Genomic DNA, 17476 nt, shown 5'->3' with positions numbered 1-17476 from the left:
GGATAGGTATTAGTTTTCCGTTAATTGCCTGGGCTTTAGCCCGGGGGTATAATAGTTAATAGCACTGGCTTTAGCCAAACGAAATAAGGTTCGGCTAAAGCCAGCCCCTTTTTCGCTATTTACCCCGCCCTAAAGGACGGGGCAATGATATAATATACCTGCCCCATGTTTTATTTCTTGTCGAGATAAAGTTTAAGATCGGATATAGTTTTAACACCTAAATCGTCCGACTGTTTTTGGCGCATCATTAAAGCGTAGGCATTGTTAAACCCAATAGGTTGTAGCCAACTGATATGGTAGCGCTTTTCAAACTCCTGTTTCACAAAAGTGTAGGTCTTATCTTTATCGTGTGTTAAATTATCGATAGTTTTTTGATCGGGTTGCAGCAACACCAGCAGGCCGGTGCCGGTGTATTCGGGATATAGATCAATCTGGTTATTGGTCAATGCATCGAAGCAGATCTTGGTACCGCCCAGGCCGGTTTTGGTAGCCACATCGTAATCGGTATAACCTTTTATCAGCATGGTATACATTTGCGCCAGGATGTATTGCTCGCCAAATATTTTGGAACCGATGCGCACCATACCATCGGTGCCGTTGCGCGATGGCTTGTACAGGCGCTGCGCTACCAAAAAATCCTTAGCCACTTTTTCGGGGCTTTGGTGAAGATAGTCGGTGCGATAATTTAATTCGGTCATGATAGAATCATTTATACGGCCCGATAATAAATTCAGTGTCTTCTCCAGGTCAGGAAATTTCTTCAGCGACTCATCCCTAACTATCGGTGCGGCATAATAAGGCGGGAAAATGCCTTTATCATCGCGCAGCACCATCAAACCGAACGCCTTTAAACGCCCATCGGTAGAGTAGCCGCTGATGACATCCAATTCCTTTTCGAAGGCTGCCTTATACATCACCGCATCACTGATGACGATGGTGTGGATCTTTAACCCATACTTTTGGCGCAGGCCCAGATCGCCATCCTGCCGGCCCATAAACTCGGGTGTGAAACCGGCGGTCAGTTTGCCACCATAGGCTGATGGGATGAAGTATAAAGAAGCAAGGAGTAGCAGTAGCACGGGGATAGCGGCAGTAGCAGGCCTCAGCTTTTTCAGTTTGATGTTTTGCAATCGCGATAGCAGGAAATCGAAAATAATGGCCAGCAAGGCAGCAGGGATGGCCCCGGCCAGTATCATATTGGTATTGTTAAGCGATATCCCGCCGAAAATAAACTCGCCCAGGCCACCTGCGGCAATAAATGATGCCAGCGTAGCCACGCCCACGTTGATGACCGTAGCGGTACGGATACCGGCCAATATCACCGGCATAGCCAGCGGTAGCTCCACTTTAAGCAGGATTTGCCGTTTACTCATGCCCATAGCCGTAGCGGCTTCGGTAACATAAGCATCAACCCCTAAAATGCCGGTATAGGTATTACGGATGATGGGTAGCAACGCGTAGATGAACAAAGCCACAATAGCCGGCTTTGCGCCGATACCCAATAATGGTATCATAAAACCCAGCAGGGCGATACTTGGAATGGTTTGCATAACGCCCGCCACACCCAGCACCGCGCCCGAGAATTGTTTTTTACGGGCGATAAAAATACCCAGCGGCAAACCGATCAGCACCGCGATTATCAACGAGATAAACGTTAGCCCGATATGCTGCAGCGTTTGCGTAAGCAACTTATCCGATTCGATGGCCATGAACGCCCAAAGTGACTGTTGCTGGTTATTCATGATGTGTCAATGTGTCTAAATATTTAGGATGGTTGCCATACACTTTATCTTGTATATAGATCACAAGGTTCCTGTTGAAATAGTACTTTCCGTCTTTAAAAAAATATCCAAAAGTGTCAAAGCAATATTTGTTACTGACTTTGCTATAATTGTAACTGACAGATCCCCGCACATCAAATGACCGAAGTGCTTTAACGGATTTAAATTCTTTGAGCAATGATATAAAATGTTGTAATTCACTTTTTTTAGAAAATGCATTGTACTTTTTTTCATTTTTAAAAGTATGATCAAACATATCGCAGCTGACATCTGCAAATGTCTCGGTGTCAAAACCAGCAATTACCACTTTCACGCTAACCAGACTATCCGATTGACCGTAACTATTGATACTAACCAATAACGCACCAACAGCACTCAGTAAAATATAGATCATCTTATTCATTTCTGCACATTTTGATACTGGTTAAAAGCTTCCATCAACTGCGCAAAATTCACCGACTTGAACGCATTGCTATTTGATTGCTGAATGGTAATGACCGAACCTTTAATTTTCAGCGCTTCCATAGCCGACCATACGCTCATATCCGGCGGTTGGGTGGTAGCCTGTTCGGCATAGGTATCGGGCAGTTGCTCCCAAATATCGTTCAGGGTGATGGCTTTCAGTTCCAGTTGCAGGCGCTGGCCTTGTAAAAAATCGCGCACAAAATCATTAGCCGGACTAAACAATAATTCGGCCGGGGTGCCTATCTGCATAATATTTCCTTTATCCATCAGGCAAATGCGGTCGCCCAGTTCAAAAGCTTCCTGCACATCGTGGGTTACCATGATGATGGTTTTGCGGGTCAATTCGTCCAATTGCTTAAACTCGGCCTGTATTTTGGTGCGGGTAACATTATCCAGCGCGCCGAAGGGTTCGTCCATTAATAATACCGGAGGGTCGGCCATTAATGCACGGGCAAGCCCCACACGTTGCTGCTGCCCGCCGCTTAACTGACCGGGATAGCTTTGCAGCACCGATGCATCCAGGTGCAGCTTATCCATCAGCTCATTAACGCGTGCTTTTATTTTGGCATCATCCCATCCCAACAGTTTGGGTACAACGGCAATGTTATCGTAAATGGTGTAATGCGGGAACAATCCGGTGTTTTGCAACACATAGCCAATGCCGCGGCGCAGCGTTTCGGGTTGTTGTTGCATAATGTTTTTGCCGTCGATAGCAATTTCGCCACTGGTGGGTTCTATTAGCCGGTTCAGCATTTTAAGCGTGGTTGTTTTGCCGCAGCCGCTGGTGCCCAACAGTACCAGGTTCTCGCCTTCGGCTACCTCAAAGCTGATGTGATCAACCGCCTTAAATCCGCAAAAGTCCTTGCTTAATTGTTTTACGCTGATCATCCTATCAATCTGCAATACCCATAAACAGGTTGTTCAACGACTCGGAAAACAGCGGGTGCGCGAACACGCAATAGCGGATCCGGTCGTACGTGATACCGCCCTCCATGGCCATTTGCAGCACGGTCATAATTTCGCCGCCCTGCTCGCCAATTACAGTTGCGCCCAGTATCTTTTTGGTTTTAGCATCAACCACGGCCTTCATAAAGCCGCGTGTGTCGCCCGTCTCGATGGCCCTCGCTACATGTGCCATGGGTAGTTTGGCCACTTTTACCTTTAGCTTTAACTTTTTAGCCTCGGCCTCATCTATACCAACGCGTCCCAACTGCGGATCGGTGAACATACAGTAAGGCACCGGGCGGTCATCTATAGTATATTTAGTGCCCTCTATTAAATTACGGTAAACGATGGTATAATCGTTATAAGCAATGTGGGTAAACGCAGGCCCTCCCTTTACATCGCCCAACGCGTAAATACCGGCCACATTGGTCTCCAGCTTTTTGTTGACGATAATATAACCATGCTCGTCTATTTTAACACCCGCCTTATCTAAACCAAGTGTCTCCGTTTGTGGACTACGGCCCGCGGCGATCAGCACATGCGTACATTTTACTTTTTGCTCCGTATCCCTTGTTTTAATAATGGCTGTTATTTTACCGTTCTTCTTTTGCTTAAACGCAGTGACTGCTGAATTGGTTAGGATACTGATCTTCTCGGCCTCCAGATGTTTGGTCATCTCGGCAGATACATCAGCTTCCTCGCGCGAAATGATGCGGGCCGAGCGCTCAATCACAGACACCTTACTCCCAAAGCGGCGGAACATCTGCCCAAACTCCAGCCCGATATAATTACCGCCGATGATCAGCAGGTGTTCGGGCACTTCGTCCAGATCAAGTATGGTAGTGGATGTTAAATAACCGATATCGCTTAACCCATCAATAGCTGGGATGGTTGTTTTAGTGCCGGTGTTTATGAAGATCAGATCGGCCTGTAGTTCCTGTACGCCGCCGTCATTCATTTTTACCGAAAGCGCTTTTGGACCGGTAAAGGTGGCCTCGCCCATCAGGATATCCAGTCCTTTGGTTTTTTCCAGTCCCTTTTGGCTGCCATTGCGAAACATGTTCACCACATCGTCCTTCCGCTTTTTAATGGTAGGCATATCCACCGAGAACTTTTTAATGGTGACTCCCAGCGGCGCGCTAACTCGGGCCATATAAGCCATCTTGGCCGAAGCGACCATGGTTTTGGTAGGCGTACAGCCATCGTTAACGCAGGTGCCGCCAATGTAACGCTTCTCTATAATAGCGGTTTTTTTACCGGAGAGGGCCAGCTTTTTGGCTAAAGGCACGCCTGCCTGCCCGGCACCGATAATGATCGCGTCGTACTGTTTCATAGCTTATGGGTAGATTGATGTGTTAAAGTTAACTGGATTTTAAAGAAATGAAGCAGTGGATTTGTTTTTGATTTGTCAGATTATCAGGGCGATAAAAACCAGTGTAAAAAAATTTTCAAAAAATGTTTTAAAAATATGTTTTAACGTTTATCTTTGCAGTCCCAAAACAAAGGAGTTCTGCTCCAAAAATTTGGCCCGTTCGTCTAGGGGTTAGGACACCAGATTTTCATTCTGGTAACAGGGGTTCGATTCCCCTACGGGCTACCGAAAGCGCGAAAGCGGCGTAATCAAGCTGTAAGGCTGGTACGCCGCTTTCTTTTTTGATCGCAATCTGCTGTAAATAAGCGAGATACAAGAACACGAAGTTTATCCTGCCGGTTCGACACTTGTCCGTTTCCCGGTCATAGTGAATGCCCTCCGGGAAGATGAGAAATTGCAGCCGCTGGCGAGTCGCGTAATCTGCCAAAAGCCATCTTTTGGGCAGATTTACAGCGAAATCGACGGCGAGTTGCACGCATTCCTCAAGGTTCGACACCCTGCCGGACGCGCTAAGCTGCCGCTCGATTTCGGTTCGTTCGTCCGCGAATTTTTGGCTGTAGCGGTTGTACAGGTCCGCGTTGATTTCTTCCTCTATAAAACGCTCCTCCAGGCGGGCTATCTTTTTCTTGATGTCGGTGTACCGGTCGCATAGCAGCTGATAGGCGTCATCGTAGGTCTTGGTGAACTGGTTGAAGGTGGCGATTGCCTGCTGCCTGATAAGCTGTATCAACTCCCTGCCGTGATTTAGAGTAAAAGACTCCAGCAGTTCTGCAAACCACTGGTTGAGATGCCTTGCGCTCCTGTTGGTGCCGCAGCCGCGGGTGCAGCACTTGTAGTAGTGGATTTGCTTCTTTTGGACGATGTAGCCGCGCAGGGGCTTGCCGCACTTTCCGCAGATCAGGAAGCGCTTGAGGGGAATGTGGTCGTTTTCCTCCTGCACGGAAAAGCCGTGGGTATTCTGCTGAAGCAGGCCGTTCACCCGCAGGAAGATTTCCTTCGGCACAAGCGGCTCGTGGTTGCCCTTTATTAACTGTCCCTCCAGCAAGCCGTGCGAAAGCACTCCCGCGTAGAAGGGGTTTCGTAGTATGGCCGCCACCCGCTGGTGGCAGAGACTGATGCCGCTTGCCGCCAGCCTGTGCTTGATGCTCTCGTACGACCACCCTTCCAGTTTCCAGAAAAAGGCGTTGCGCAGTATCCTGCCTTTCTCGTTGACGACGATGGCGCGCCTGCCGTTGAGGTTGACGCTGTCGTAGCCCAGCGGCGGCCGCATGGGCCAGTCGCCGCGAAGGAGCATTTCCGTCATGCCGGCAACGACCTTACCGCGCCGAAGCTCGTTTTCGAACTGGTTAAAGACGCATACCAGCCGCTGCTGCATCTGTCCAGCGGCATTGGACGTATCCATTGGTTGCGTAACCGACACGACCTCCACGTTGTACTTGCCCCTTAACTCGGAGGTCAGGAGGATGGCGTGCTCGTTGCGGGAGAACCTGTCCAGACTGTAGACGATCACGAACGACACCTTGGGCTGCGACTTTTTCACGAAGGCCAGCATCCGCTTGAACTCCTTGCGCTCGTCGGTCTTGGCGGACTCATGGGTCGAGCCGAACTCCTGAAGCACCGAGTAATTGTTTTTGACGGCGTACTCCCTGCACGCCTTCTGCTGCGTTTCAAGGCTCAGGTTGTTCATTTGGTCGGGGGTGGATACCCTGCTGTAGATGACGCAATTGGAGCCTTTTGCGGTCTTGGCCTTTTGACCCTTCGCGAAGGGGGTAAATGCGGCGAAATCATTCATGGCTGACAGTTTTTTTGAAGCGTTAATATCCTATAAGATACGAATAAAATGCTCAATATCAAAGTGTTTTTCGCTGATTTTTGCAACAATCGTAGACGATTTTGGCAAATGTAATGAGTGTTTCAATCACCTGCTGCGCCTCCTCGTCCGTGAAGTGCGCGAAGGCGGGACAGGCCTTCACTTCCTCTGCGGTAATGTCGTTGCTCCGCTGCCAGTCGGTGTGCGTATTGTCTGCCATAACGTGTAAATTATCGTTCGATTTCAATCACATGTTCCTGGGGGGATGGCGGTTCAATATCCGCAGGGGACATTGCCGCATCGGTGCCGGCCGTATTCCTTTCAAAGTTCGCCAGCCTGTCGGGACTTGGTTCGCCCCTTGCGGCCCTGACCTCCGCGATGCCGTCCAGGGCCTGCTGCTCCTTGTCGCCATTGCCGTGCGTGGCCTCGTATTCCCGTATCACCTCCAGTATCGCCGCCAGCTCGTTCCGGGCGGGGGAACTGATGGGCGTCCTGGCAACCCATCCCTGCCCCAGGTGGTCGGTCCACGCCCGCCCCTTCTGGGCATCCGTGAGGACGCCCTCCTGCCGCGTGGAGCCCCTCGCGTAGAAGGCCAGCTCGTTGAGGGCTATCCTGTAGTTGACCTGCTCGGCCAGCCGCCGGTGCTCCCGAAGCTGCTCGGGCGTCGGCTCGGGCGATTTGTCGCCGCGCCTGCACTTGCCATTTCCGCCTATGTCCATCCGTGCGTGTGCTTTTGGTGTGTTCAGCGTTCCGGCTCGCGTTCCTCCGCCTGCCTGCCGCCTTCCCCGCGGTCCGGCGTTGCGGGCCCGGCGGCGGGCTCGTCGCCGAATATCAGCTCACGCTCCTCGGGGTGCCGCTCCACGTAGCGGGCAAGCGTTTCCCGGTCCTGCTGGGCGATGAGGCCGGACATCTCGTCCGCCAGCAGCGACAGGTCGCGATGCATTTCCGCCATGAGGAAGTCGAATCCCATCAGCCTGTCCCTTTCCGCTTGGCGGCCGTTCCTGGCGCCTTCTATCCCGTCCAGCGCCTTGTTGTCTTCCTTGCTTCTTTCGTCATTTGTTTTCATTTCTATTCTTTTAGTGTTTCAATTTTGTGTGGCCGGCCGCACCATGCCCAGCAGCAGGGCCTCGGCTTCCGCCAGCCATGCGCGCATGCGCGCCGTGTCGGTGCCGCGGGTAGCGGCGGTAAGGGCCATGCCGACCAACTGCAGCGCCCGAAGCAGGCGGTCGTCCGGCACGCGCTCGCCGGTGCCTTCAAGAGCCAGCGACCTGACGTACGCGGCGAGCTTCAGCCCCCGTGTTTCGGCGCGAAGCCTGACGGCCTCGAACTGGCTGGCCGTAACCGCGAACCTGATCTCCTTTTTCCGCCCCCTTCGCCGCTTCCAGTCCCGCTTGTATTCCTGCCGGTAGCGCAGCCTTGCCGCGGCGATGGCCTCGGGCGTTCCGCCGAGGACGCCCTCCCGGAGCAGGTACTCATATAGTGGCTTGCTCCTGACCCTCATGGCTATAAGAACGCTATCGGCCCGCCGGGTATGTCGCTCCCCATCGGCAGCGGCGGAATGGCCGCATACCGCCTGTACAGCGGAGAGCGGAAGTAAAATGATGACCTGCCGCGTATGATCGGGTGGTTTCCGGACAAAATCAGCGTCCGGTCGTCATGCAGCTGCCGTATCTCGTCCGCGGTAACGAGCTGCCTGGTAACTTGTTTGCCGTCCCTGCCCCTGTAGGTGCATTTCCCGGACAGCGTTTCGATCTCACGCAGCTCGTCCACGTCCGAGATTCCGGGCAGGTACAGGCGGGTCGAGCAGTTGCTGACGATGCTTGTGGCGTCCTGCCCGTAGAACGACTGGAGCTGGCTTTTTCCCTGTATCGCCAGAAGGTTGCCGCAGCGAAACTTCCTGCAATTGGCCAGGAAAAGCGGCAGGAGGGGGATTTTCAGGCTGCTGGCCTCGTCCAGTATGCAGAACACGTCCAGGTCGCCCCTGCCCGGCAGCCGCTCCAGGATGAAGTTGAAGAACTGCTCGAAATAAACGCTGGTCAGCGTCGAGAGAAAGGCCTGGTCGGCGATGCTGTTGTGCAGAAAAATAACATGGGGAGTCTTCCTAATGGCTTCAAAGTCGATCGTGTCGCTTGAGCAGACCTTCGCTATGGAAGGGGTGTCGTATATCTCCAAGGCGGCGGAAAGGGAAGCGACCACGTTTTGAAGGGTGCGCTCGGGCGTCGCTATCAGGGCCTTGTAGTCCAGGATGAGCTTTTCGTCCCCCGATCGTGCCACCCAGGTATCGGTCTTCGACGGCTCGGTCTGGAAGTACTTGAGCACGCGGACGCAGTTGCAAATGTGGTGGTGTTCCTCCGGCTGAAGCAGCACTATCCTGATAATGATCTGGCACAGCTTCTTGCTCGCCAGGCTCCAGTACGGGTCGCCGCTGCCCTTTTCAAGGATCGCCACCAGCATGTGCGCAAGCTTGCTTACGTCGCCGGGCTTCCTGATGCGGGACAGCGGGTTGTAGCCGGAACTGACCGCGTCGTTAGAAAAGTTCAGCGTCTTCACCACAAAAAACTTTGAGAGGAATCCCGATGCCAGGCTGTAAAGCTCCATGCTCGGATCATGGATGATCATGGAGCAGTTGCGGAGCGTGAAAATGGACTTGGCGATCAGCCTGGTCGACTTGCCCTTTCCAGTGATGCCCGTTATCAGAAAGTTGGAATGGCTTGCCTTCCTGCTCAGCTTGCGCGACTTCGAATACACAAAGCCCTTGTTAAGACGGCTGCCGATAAGGCGCTCGCTTCCGAACGCGGCATTGAACCCGTCCTGCTGATGGAATGCGTCTGCCAGCGCGCCGAAGAAGTCGGCGATCAGGCCGATGATAAACTGTATTGCTTTCATATTTCATGGTTACTGAAAGGGTTTCTTGGCCTGAAGGGTGATCTCCAGCGCGAGCTTGAGCGCGTACTCCACCGCCACTATCAGGCAGTAGAATACGAACTTGAGGAATTGCACGGCGATCCTCATGGCCTTGAAAACTGGGCGGCAACGTGAACGGTCGCGCCGTGCCTCTCAAGCATCCGCCTGTACATGGCCGCCACCGGCATGAAGGCGCCGTTGTCGGCAAACGATCTTGGTTCGTACAGCAGGAATACCTGCATTCCCGCCAACGGTTGCAGCGGCAGGCCGCTTTCCAGGAGCTGGCTGACCGTGTCGGGGTGCCGCCGTATCTCCCTCAGCTGCCCGGCACGGTAGAAGCTGACTTCTCCGTTGGCTTCAAGGAGGTCTGAATACACCAATAAATACTTATTGGTTGAGCTTGATGAAGCCAGCGCGTTCGCCTCGCGGGCAACGGCGCGGTAGACGATCGAGTGGCCGCAGGGTGGCTCCCTGCGGATGCTGTCAAGCGCCTGTTGTATTTGCGTGGCAAATCGGCTGATGTCTTTCTCCCGGTCGACGATATTGCTGGTCAGTTCGTTCTGCGGCTTCAGGTCAATCACCGTGCGCCCGTTCACGTCGACGTCCGAGGCGGTGGTAAGCACGATATGCAGGCCCTGAAACCTGTCGCGTTCAAGGTCAAAGGGCGAGAGCAGCGTCTGAGCGTCTGGGCAGTTGCGGATGCTGTCGGTGCGGTCGAATACGACGGTCATATCCGAAGAGGCTGGCGTTTGCGGGACTATCCCGCATGCCTGCAACAGGCAGACGGCCGGCAGCAGGGCGATAAGTTGCGTGGTTCTTTTCATGTCAGTCGATTTTTGGGAAATAGCGGTGGAAGGCAAAGCAGGAATCAAAGTCAGCGTCGCAGCAGTCGGGCCTGCCGGGACCGGTCCGGTACCGCAGCGCCTCCTCCCTGAGGACGGCGAAGGCGTGCCTGGCGGCCGAGATGAGCTGCGCCTCGAGCATGGCGCCGCCGTGTATGACAGCGCTGTTGGCCACCCGCAGCCCGCTTTTCGCCAGGCGCGTGGCGGCAAGCTGCCGGGCTATGTCCTCCTTGGCCGCCTTCGCCTTGCGCTCGCGGCCAAGCAGGGCGTCATAGCGCTCCGCGGCCTCGCGGTCCGCCCGCGAGGGGGTTAGGAAGCAGTGGGCGCATACCGCGGTGGCGAACAGGAACAGGGAAAGCAGGGTGAAGAACCACGGGCTGAAATGAGTGCCATGTGCGGCGTTGGCAAAGTCTGCACGGAGTTGAGCCAGGTACGAGAATATCGCCGCCATGAAAACAAGGATGCCGGCGGCGATCAGGCGCCGCTGCCGGGCCGTCCCGCCCAGGCGGACGAGGCGGGGAACGAAGCCCGAGAATATCAGCAGCACGCCCGCGAAGCAGGACCCGAGGCCGGCGGCTTCGAGGTAGCTGTAGCCCAGCATCTGGAAGTACTGGGCGTTCAGCAGCGTGTCGAACACCGCCACAACGAACAGGCACAGCCGCCTCCTGAGCGCGGCATGCCGCCCGGCGGGCGCGGGGGTGTTCTGTACCTCATGCTCGGCCTGCCCGAACTCGCGCTCGGCGTCGGCAAGGTCCTGTTCCAGGCCAGCGATGTCCCGGTCGGCCTGGGCATCGTGCTCCATGACCTCGAACCGCGCCACCTCGCAGGCAAGCTCCGCATTGTTGAGATCCAGCAGCCGCTGGTATTCGAAGAAGAACGGCTCGAAGTACGGCTTCATGCTGTCGCCCCGGGCCATCGGCAGGCCCCTCTTGCCGAGCTGCTTCGCGCTGATCCTGACGTTCAGGAGGATGGCCGCGCATTGGGATCGCAGCAGCGCCTCGTGCTGGGCGCTGCCGGACGGTCTTCCGGCTGTGGTTTCAATCGTTTTCATTGCGGTCGGGTTTGGGGTTGGTCGTTCCAGCGGAGGCGATGAGCCTGCCGTTGAAATAAAGCTTGAATGGGGAATCGTGCTCGGGCAGTTCCGGGCGTTCCAAAAAGTCGAGGATCGCCTTGGCCTGCTCGGGGGTGAGGTAGCGCGGCCGCCTGCCGCGCGTTCTCGCCTGTGGCTTCTTTTGCATGTTACTTGTTTTTTATGGTGAATGGATCACCCTCGCGGGATGAGGGCGTCAACTGGTTAGGGTGGCCCGCTTTAAGCTGGCCGCACTTTGCTGCGGCCATGAACAGGCATGCTAATGACACCTTGCTGTCTATTTCTGTTTCTAAAGGGGAAATGTTAGGTTTCTTAATTGCTTTCATAATCTTAGTTGCATCAATTATCGGTGTGTGTTTATTTTATCAGCTTTTCATCGTGGCTAAGTTTTAAGAGTTTCGTGCTTGTACTGTTCTTGGATTTTCTAAGAAATATAGAAGGCTTTTGATTGCTCTTGTTTTTGTACAGTTGTTGATGTCTTTTTTCATATTCTTTGTATTTTGGTAGTTCGAAGGTGCAGCCAATCAACGACTTATCCGATCAAGAACGAATCAACAATAGATCAAGAATGGATCAAGAATAGCTTCAGAAAGCATATTTTAAAAATATTTTATGACTGTAAAAAGCAATGTGTCATTAGTGGAGCTAAGAGGGAGGTTCCTGATCGCTTATGAAAACGCCACAGGTGAGAAATTACCAAACCTTGAACACATAGGTCAGTATCCTAAAAACCCTTATATAATGAGTTTTCTCGCTCATATGAGGGAAATTCTTAAGGTTACGTCAGCGTTTAAAAGAAAGGGCTACTTAACTCCTGAAGGTGAAGTCATCGGTAATGGCAGTTTGTTTAAGTTGTTGTTCGGCAAAGACGGTGCAAAACTGTCGGCAACTAACATCAAAAAAATAGAAGATTATATTCGTTTGGCCAATAAGAAAAGCGCGAAAAGGGAATTAAATAGCAATAGTATTGTGCAGTTGAGTACGGAAATAAAAGGCTGCTACATAATTGACGAAAATTTCAAACTTAGCAAGATAAGAAAAAGCGTTCGAATTGATCCGTTGAGATTTTATACTTCAAAACTTGATAACGACACACAGTGGCGAGGTGTAATAAGTAAGCTTGATGTTAAGCGTGCAATATTCGACGAGGTTAAGAACGAGGTTTTTCAGTCCTTTAAAAAGAAAAATAGCAAGATTTGTGCCGTAATCATCGGAAAAAGTGGAAGCGGAAAGAGTACTTTTCTTAGGCAATTGTCTCTCCACTGTATATCCAATACCAATTTTATTACTCTTTGGATCACCAACATTACCGATTTCAATGAACAATTTAATGGGATTGGAAGGAATTATGACAAGAGATATCTTATTATAATTGAAGACTGGAATACGGTCGAAAGAAATGGAAAAGAAAAATCCTATTTTTTAGATTGCCTAAAAGACTTCGGAAATGTTCGGGTTGTAATAGCGGACTATGAATTGAGGAATGACTATGAAGATCTGCTATATGGTAAAAACGCGTTTTACTTAAAGGCGGAAGAAAATGTGAATATAATTCCCAAAATCATTGAAAACACACCTGAATGGCAAAACTTAAAAGACAGCGCGATACTTCACTCCAACGCGATTGCACACGCTCCTTTGTTTATAACTCTATTTATACTTGCCCGCACATATTCTCAAGAATGCGGGAAAGAAAAGTTAGATGATGATGATTTTGTTTCTCAATTTAATAAGATTGTCAGAAATGATCTGAAGTTAATTTACTCGACATATAAGGGTTTAGCAAAAGCTATTTATTATTGGAGCTGTATTTATAAAGAATATGGACTTACCTTAACATGGTCGGCGCTTTTACGGATGGCAGATAAGTACAACGGCGGCGATGAGGTTAGTTACGATTTGGCTCATCACGACGATGACCACCCTATTTTTAAGACATTGCTGAACTACATATATTTTGAAGTTCTGTACTTGCCCCATTATGAAAATCAGCATAGGTTTTTTTGCCATCACGATATATTGCTGGATGCATTGACCATACCAGTTGTAAATGGGTGGTATTACAACGAAAAAGTAAAGGGAAAAATAATTGAACAACTGATAGCTGCAGGCGATCAGTCGTTTGCGTTGGATTTGCTCATGAAAAGCCAAGATATAGACATCGGCTCCTCTAAGAGCGATCATCCGATGCAATTGGTCCGCGAAAACCATAACTTCGAGTGGTATTGCAAATTGAATTACGTTATTTACAACATTTATAGTAGTTGGAAAAACCTGACAGAGACTGAATTGATCGATGAGATTACCTACATTCCTTTGTTTCTTTCTGTACCGCCTGCTGATGACGACAAATTCGTATACGAAGTGGTAAGCAGAATAGCAGAGCGACTTGTTGACGAGGGCTGTAGATCACCTTTTGTCAAAAAGCTTTTTCAAATGAAGAAAAAACACACAATAGATGCCTTCGTTGACTATTTGTGGAAAGAGTATAGAAGAATATCCCCATTGGTTGCCCATAAGTGGATAATCTGGTGAACATGACCATTCCGTTCCGGTACAAGCCCATAAGTATGGAGATGATGAATGATCGAACTAAATAGATATTGACAAAAATAACCGTTTGTGCTATCATTATAAAAACATTTGGTGTTAAAAGACCGTGATCCGAAATTGTAATGGTCATTGTTTTTAATCACCAAATGATTATGAAAACAGCAACATTAACAATTTCAGACATTTCTCGCTTAGAAGCTATTCAACATCGCTTAGTCGATAATAAGCCCATTTCTAAATTAGATAAAGAATACCTTGCCGATTTTCTTGCTCAACTTCCTGCCGTTAATCAACTGCTTTTGGAGAAAGCCCCTTTCGATGAAACTATATCGGTGGGATTATTGGCAACTGGGCACATTGAGATGGAGCTTGAAAAGTGGCGGAACCTCTTTGAGAGCTTGCCAGGGTGGGATTATGCGGCGCATTGCTATTTTGTTGACCAAGAGGACAAGGGCATGCTCGGCAGGAATGTCATAGCGATAGCTCAGTTTGCTCCGTCAATATCCTACAACCTTGATACCACTAAAGAGGGGTATGAGGTTTGGCTAAAAGACGATGGCACAGCTGAGTTCTACCTTTGTACATTGGAGGATGCTAAAAGTTGGCCTGAACTTTACAACTTCAAGGGTTCGTGGAAGGAGGCGTACCTACTCCTTATCGAGACGCTTAAAAAGGGCTGGCCGATGGAGGAGTTCCCGGAAGAATTACTACCACTCTTAAAAAAGTAAAAGCACTCAAGCACCGCGCAAACGCACGGTGCTTTTTTATTGCCAGCCCAATGCGTAACTTTAATCATGGCCATCGTAAAGGTACTTTCCCGCCACTCGCCCAGCTACGCCTCGCTTGCCGGCTACATCCTGCGGTATATAGCCAACGATCAGAAGACGGGGCAGGTGCGGGTTTATACCAGCAACCTGCGCTCCGACAGCATTGCCGGGTACGTGTCTGAATTTGTCGAAAACGAGTCGTTCAGGAGGGTCGACCGCTCCGATGCCGTGCGGATCTATCACGAGATCGTAGGGTTCGGGGACGAAGACCGGAAATATTTGACCGAGGAGGTAGTGGACGACCTGGCCCGCGAGTACATGCGCCTGCGCGGGGAGACTGGCGTCATGCTGGGCATGGCGCACTACGACCAGGACCACGTGCACCTGCACTTCTGCGTGTCGGCGCTGCACTACAGGACGGGCTGGTCGTTCGGCATGTCAAACGCGCAGATGAGGGAACTGAAGGAAAGGTTCCAGGAATACCATCGCTTAAAATACCCCGAGCTTGCCAGCAGCCTGCCGGAGCATGGCAGGGGCGAAAGTTACGCGAGGCCGGAACGGTGGCACGCGCTGCGGAGGGAGCAGGTTGTTGAGCAGGTGCGGCAGTGCTACGCGCGGGCAGCCTCCCAGCAGGACTTTTTGGCACTGCTGCGGGATGCGGGGCTTCATCATTACGAGCGCAACGGGGACGGTGTAGCGACCGGTGTTGAGTACCAGGGGCAGAAGTTCCGCTTTTCTCGGCTGCTGGAAGACGGAATGCAGCTAGCCGACCTGCCCATCGAGCGAAGCGAGGAGGACCGGGCGCTGGAGGCGATACGGGCGGTGCGCGAGCGGCAAATTGAACGGGACGGGCGGGACCGCGACACGGAGGACAGGGAACGGTGATCCCGTTACAAATGAAAGCATTTCCAAGCTTGCCGGTTTACATAACCAGGTATCCGTGTCATACTGCGCGAAACTCATTGCACATTATGACACGACCAAACATCCTGATCCGCTCATTCGAGGCGTACGCGCGCGGAAGGAGCCACCACGAGGCGCTTACGGCGCTGCTCGACCACTTCATCGCCGCCTTCAGTGCAAACGGTCTGCCTGACATGGCGGGCGAAAACCCGGCCCGCCTGATCGCGCTGCTCGGCGCCGTCGGCAGTTACGCGATGGGCTTCGGGGACCCGTTCGGCGAAATCTACACGACGCTGGTTTCCGGGGAAAAAGACGGCCGGCACCTTGCGCCCGAGCCGGTCGCCGACCTGATGGTCGGGATAGCCCTTGCAGGCGACCCGGTCCGGCGGAAGGTCTTCGACCCCGCCTGCGGCTCAGGACGGCTGCTGCTGGCGGCGGCCAAGGCCGACCGCACACTTACGCTGTACGGCGCCGACCCGGACCTTACCTGCTGCAAGATGGCCGTCGCGAACCTCCTGCTGCAGTCCCTCACGGGCGAGATCGCGCACATGGACCCGCTGAACGGGGAGTTCTTCTGCGGCTACAGGGTCGGCACCGTCCTGCGCGGCGGGTTCCACCACCCCCGGGTCTCCGAGTTCTCCGACAGGTCCGAAAGTCGCGTGTGGCGGGCGATAGGCGGGGACGGCGAAGCGGGAGAGAAAGGCACTTGAATCAAAACGCCATCAGCATGTGATGGCGTTATTTCTTAGTCGACCTCGACGATCAGCGGTTCCTGGCAGTCGGCCGCCTCGGCTTCCGCCGCTGTGCGGTCGTCGAAGACGAGGTTGCTGCCGTCGGCGTCGGTTACGACGGTCGCGCACTCGGGGCCGCCGTGGAGTTCAAGTATGAGATAGTGTATGGTTTTTGGCGCAGTATACAGGCGCGGTTAGGAAGGTGCAGGATATTTAAATCCCTGCTTCGCATACTAAGGCGAATTAACTATCTCTATGGGTATAGTCATATCAAGTACATAGGCGCATATCTTTTTTGATGTTTTAAAAAAGTAGCAGATTTTGAATACTTTTCTTAATATCAAAATGCAAATAATAATATAAATAATAAATTAATCTATTGATAATCCAAATATTTTGCTAAATTTAAATATTATAAACGTGCCTATCTTATTACAATGCGTTCTTCATATCTAAAATAATTGCAAACGACCCTCTTTTTTCTTCTCGTCGTTTTAAAACTCCAATTGGCTTGTTTACATGTTTTTATGATAAAATATGATTAATTAACAATCCGCACTCACATAGTAACAGGCAAAGCACACTATCGACCATTTAAATATGAATAAAAATATTCTTATCGGATTTTTAATATTTGTTCTTGTAGCGTTTATTGGGTATTTTATTTGGCAGGGAATATGGAAGAATAACCCTCAGTTCCGGAAGAACGAACATGCTATAAGCAATTCCCAGATGCGTGATGATGTTGTGATTGTAAATCCAGCATCGTCCAAAGCTAATAGTCAAAATGTATTGAGCAGTAATCTTAATGCTGTTCATCAAAAGGACACTGGTCCAATTGGTTGGAATACATATTCAAATAAGAAGTATGGGTTTAGTTTTAGCTACCCGAATACCTGGTCTAAATCACAAAATGATATAAATGTAGGAGATTCGTCAGGAAATATAATGGGTATGAATATCAGTTTTATTGATACAGTCTCTCACACCACGTTTCTGGTCCAGTATCGCTTAACACGCGATTTGTATGACTATGCGTTAAGTCAATTCAATTCGTCGCAAGGATGGTACGCAAGTGGGGCTAAACAAATCAAAATAGCGGGAGTAACAGCAATAGAAGCCTTTACGGCAATAGATAAAAACGGCAAAGGTGATTTGATAACTCCCCGATTGCGAGAAATACTTATTGATTTTCCTGATAAACCACAGACAGGATCATTTGAATTTCAATTTCAGACTCCGCTGTTTAATGATAAAAGAGAAGTAACAAATTTGTCGTACTTATTATCAACTTTTAGGTTCGGCAATTAAAA

20 protein-coding genes, 1 tRNA gene and 1 pseudogene are annotated in these 17476 nt (G+C 50.9%); 8 read left to right on the top strand and 14 right to left on the bottom strand.

From position 1 onward, the window contains the following. Positions 1-170: 170 nt before the first annotated feature. The 4 genes from HQ865_RS22845 to HQ865_RS22830 are packed head-to-tail and all read right to left on the bottom strand — an operon-like array spanning position 171 to position 4524. Positions 171-1742: an ABC transporter permease/substrate-binding protein gene (locus HQ865_RS22845; RefSeq protein ID WP_173417129.1), complete on the bottom strand. Its 1572-nt coding sequence runs from the start codon at positions 1740-1742 to the stop codon at positions 171-173. Continuing rightward, the gene (locus HQ865_RS22840) at positions 1735-2184 is read right to left on the bottom strand and encodes a hypothetical protein (RefSeq protein WP_173417128.1); all 450 of its coding nucleotides are present in this window, start codon (positions 2182-2184) and stop codon (positions 1735-1737) included. The genes HQ865_RS22845 and HQ865_RS22840 overlap by 8 nt, the downstream gene beginning before the upstream one ends. Beyond that, positions 2181-3134 (bottom strand): ABC transporter ATP-binding protein, encoded by a 954-nt coding sequence (locus HQ865_RS22835; RefSeq protein ID WP_173417127.1) that lies wholly within the window; start codon positions 3132-3134, stop codon positions 2181-2183. The genes HQ865_RS22840 and HQ865_RS22835 overlap by 4 nt, the downstream gene beginning before the upstream one ends. A gap of 4 nt (positions 3135-3138) precedes the next feature. Further along, complete coding sequence (locus tag HQ865_RS22830; protein ID WP_173417126.1) at positions 3139-4524, bottom strand: mercuric reductase; 1386 nt, start codon at positions 4522-4524, stop codon at positions 3139-3141. Between the two features lie 192 nt (positions 4525-4716). Here HQ865_RS22830 and HQ865_RS22825 point away from each other — a divergent pair. From HQ865_RS22825 to HQ865_RS25880, 3 genes are all read left to right on the top strand, one after another. After that, positions 4717-4788: transfer RNA gene (locus tag HQ865_RS22825), tRNA-Glu, on the top strand. Positions 4789-4930: 142 nt separating this feature from the next. Continuing rightward, complete coding sequence (locus tag HQ865_RS25885) at positions 4931-5215, top strand: hypothetical protein (RefSeq protein WP_202020419.1); 285 nt, start codon at positions 4931-4933, stop codon at positions 5213-5215. A gap of 201 nt (positions 5216-5416) precedes the next feature. Beyond that, the gene (locus HQ865_RS25880; RefSeq protein ID WP_202020418.1) at positions 5417-5593 is read left to right on the top strand and encodes a hypothetical protein; all 177 of its coding nucleotides are present in this window, start codon (positions 5417-5419) and stop codon (positions 5591-5593) included. Here HQ865_RS25880 and HQ865_RS26160 read toward each other — a convergent pair. The 10 genes and pseudogenes from HQ865_RS26160 to HQ865_RS22775 form a co-directional block, all read right to left on the bottom strand. Continuing rightward, a pseudogene (locus tag HQ865_RS26160) lies at positions 5579-6250 on the bottom strand (recombinase family protein); the annotation flags it as partial. The gene HQ865_RS25880 and the pseudogene HQ865_RS26160 overlap by 15 nt on opposite strands. Positions 6251-6413: 163 nt before the next feature. Then, complete coding sequence (locus HQ865_RS22815) at positions 6414-6593, bottom strand: hypothetical protein (protein ID WP_173417125.1); 180 nt, start codon at positions 6591-6593, stop codon at positions 6414-6416. A 10-nt stretch (positions 6594-6603) separates the two neighbouring features. Next, positions 6604-7092, bottom strand: coding sequence for a hypothetical protein (locus HQ865_RS22810; protein ID WP_173417124.1), 489 nt, complete (start codon positions 7090-7092; stop codon positions 6604-6606). 23 nt (positions 7093-7115) lie between these two features. Beyond that, on the bottom strand, positions 7116-7439 hold the full coding sequence (locus HQ865_RS22805; protein ID WP_173417123.1) for a hypothetical protein: 324 nt from the start codon (positions 7437-7439) through the stop codon (positions 7116-7118). 18 nt (positions 7440-7457) lie between these two features. Beyond that, positions 7458-7874, bottom strand: coding sequence for a plasmid mobilization protein (locus HQ865_RS22800; RefSeq protein ID WP_173417122.1), 417 nt, complete (start codon positions 7872-7874; stop codon positions 7458-7460). Positions 7875-7876: 2 nt separating this feature from the next. Further along, the gene (locus tag HQ865_RS22795; RefSeq protein WP_173417121.1) at positions 7877-9259 is read right to left on the bottom strand and encodes a type IV secretory system conjugative DNA transfer family protein; all 1383 of its coding nucleotides are present in this window, start codon (positions 9257-9259) and stop codon (positions 7877-7879) included. A 122-nt stretch (positions 9260-9381) separates the two neighbouring features. Then, positions 9382-10101, bottom strand: coding sequence for a hypothetical protein (locus HQ865_RS22790; RefSeq protein WP_173417120.1), 720 nt, complete (start codon positions 10099-10101; stop codon positions 9382-9384). A gap of 1 nt (position 10102) precedes the next feature. After that, the gene (locus tag HQ865_RS22785) at positions 10103-11170 is read right to left on the bottom strand and encodes a hypothetical protein (protein ID WP_173417119.1); all 1068 of its coding nucleotides are present in this window, start codon (positions 11168-11170) and stop codon (positions 10103-10105) included. After that, positions 11157-11357 carry a hypothetical protein gene (locus HQ865_RS22780; RefSeq protein ID WP_173417118.1) on the bottom strand — a complete coding sequence of 67 codons (201 nt, stop codon included), beginning with the start codon at positions 11355-11357 and terminating at the stop codon, positions 11157-11159. The genes HQ865_RS22785 and HQ865_RS22780 overlap by 14 nt, the downstream gene beginning before the upstream one ends. Before the next feature lies 1 nt (position 11358). Then, positions 11359-11535 (bottom strand): hypothetical protein, encoded by a 177-nt coding sequence (locus tag HQ865_RS22775; RefSeq protein ID WP_173417117.1) that lies wholly within the window; start codon positions 11533-11535, stop codon positions 11359-11361. A 286-nt stretch (positions 11536-11821) separates the two neighbouring features. Between HQ865_RS22775 and HQ865_RS22770 the strand changes: the two genes are divergently transcribed. The 5 genes from HQ865_RS22770 to HQ865_RS22750 all read left to right on the top strand — a co-directional run bounded on the left by HQ865_RS22770 (position 11822) and on the right by HQ865_RS22750 (position 17474). After that, the gene (locus HQ865_RS22770; protein WP_173417116.1) at positions 11822-13744 is read left to right on the top strand and encodes a P-loop NTPase; all 1923 of its coding nucleotides are present in this window, start codon (positions 11822-11824) and stop codon (positions 13742-13744) included. Positions 13745-13914: 170 nt separating this feature from the next. Further along, positions 13915-14490 (top strand): hypothetical protein, encoded by a 576-nt coding sequence (locus HQ865_RS22765; RefSeq protein ID WP_173417115.1) that lies wholly within the window; start codon positions 13915-13917, stop codon positions 14488-14490. Between the two features lie 66 nt (positions 14491-14556). Then, complete coding sequence (locus tag HQ865_RS22760; RefSeq protein WP_173417114.1) at positions 14557-15414, top strand: relaxase/mobilization nuclease domain-containing protein; 858 nt, start codon at positions 14557-14559, stop codon at positions 15412-15414. 86 nt (positions 15415-15500) lie between these two features. Beyond that, positions 15501-16142: an N-6 DNA methylase gene (locus HQ865_RS22755; RefSeq protein WP_173417113.1), complete on the top strand. Its 642-nt coding sequence runs from the start codon at positions 15501-15503 to the stop codon at positions 16140-16142. A gap of 621 nt (positions 16143-16763) precedes the next feature. Beyond that, on the top strand, positions 16764-17474 hold the full coding sequence (locus HQ865_RS22750) for a PsbP-related protein (protein WP_173417112.1): 711 nt from the start codon (positions 16764-16766) through the stop codon (positions 17472-17474). Positions 17475-17476: the final 2 nt, after the last annotated feature.

The sequence above is a fragment of the Mucilaginibacter mali genome, assembly GCF_013283875.1.
Lineage (GTDB): Bacteria > Bacteroidota > Bacteroidia > Sphingobacteriales > Sphingobacteriaceae > Mucilaginibacter > Mucilaginibacter mali.
The sequence above is the reverse complement of the archived record's forward strand: the minus strand, read 5'-3'. Positions and strand labels throughout refer to the sequence as shown.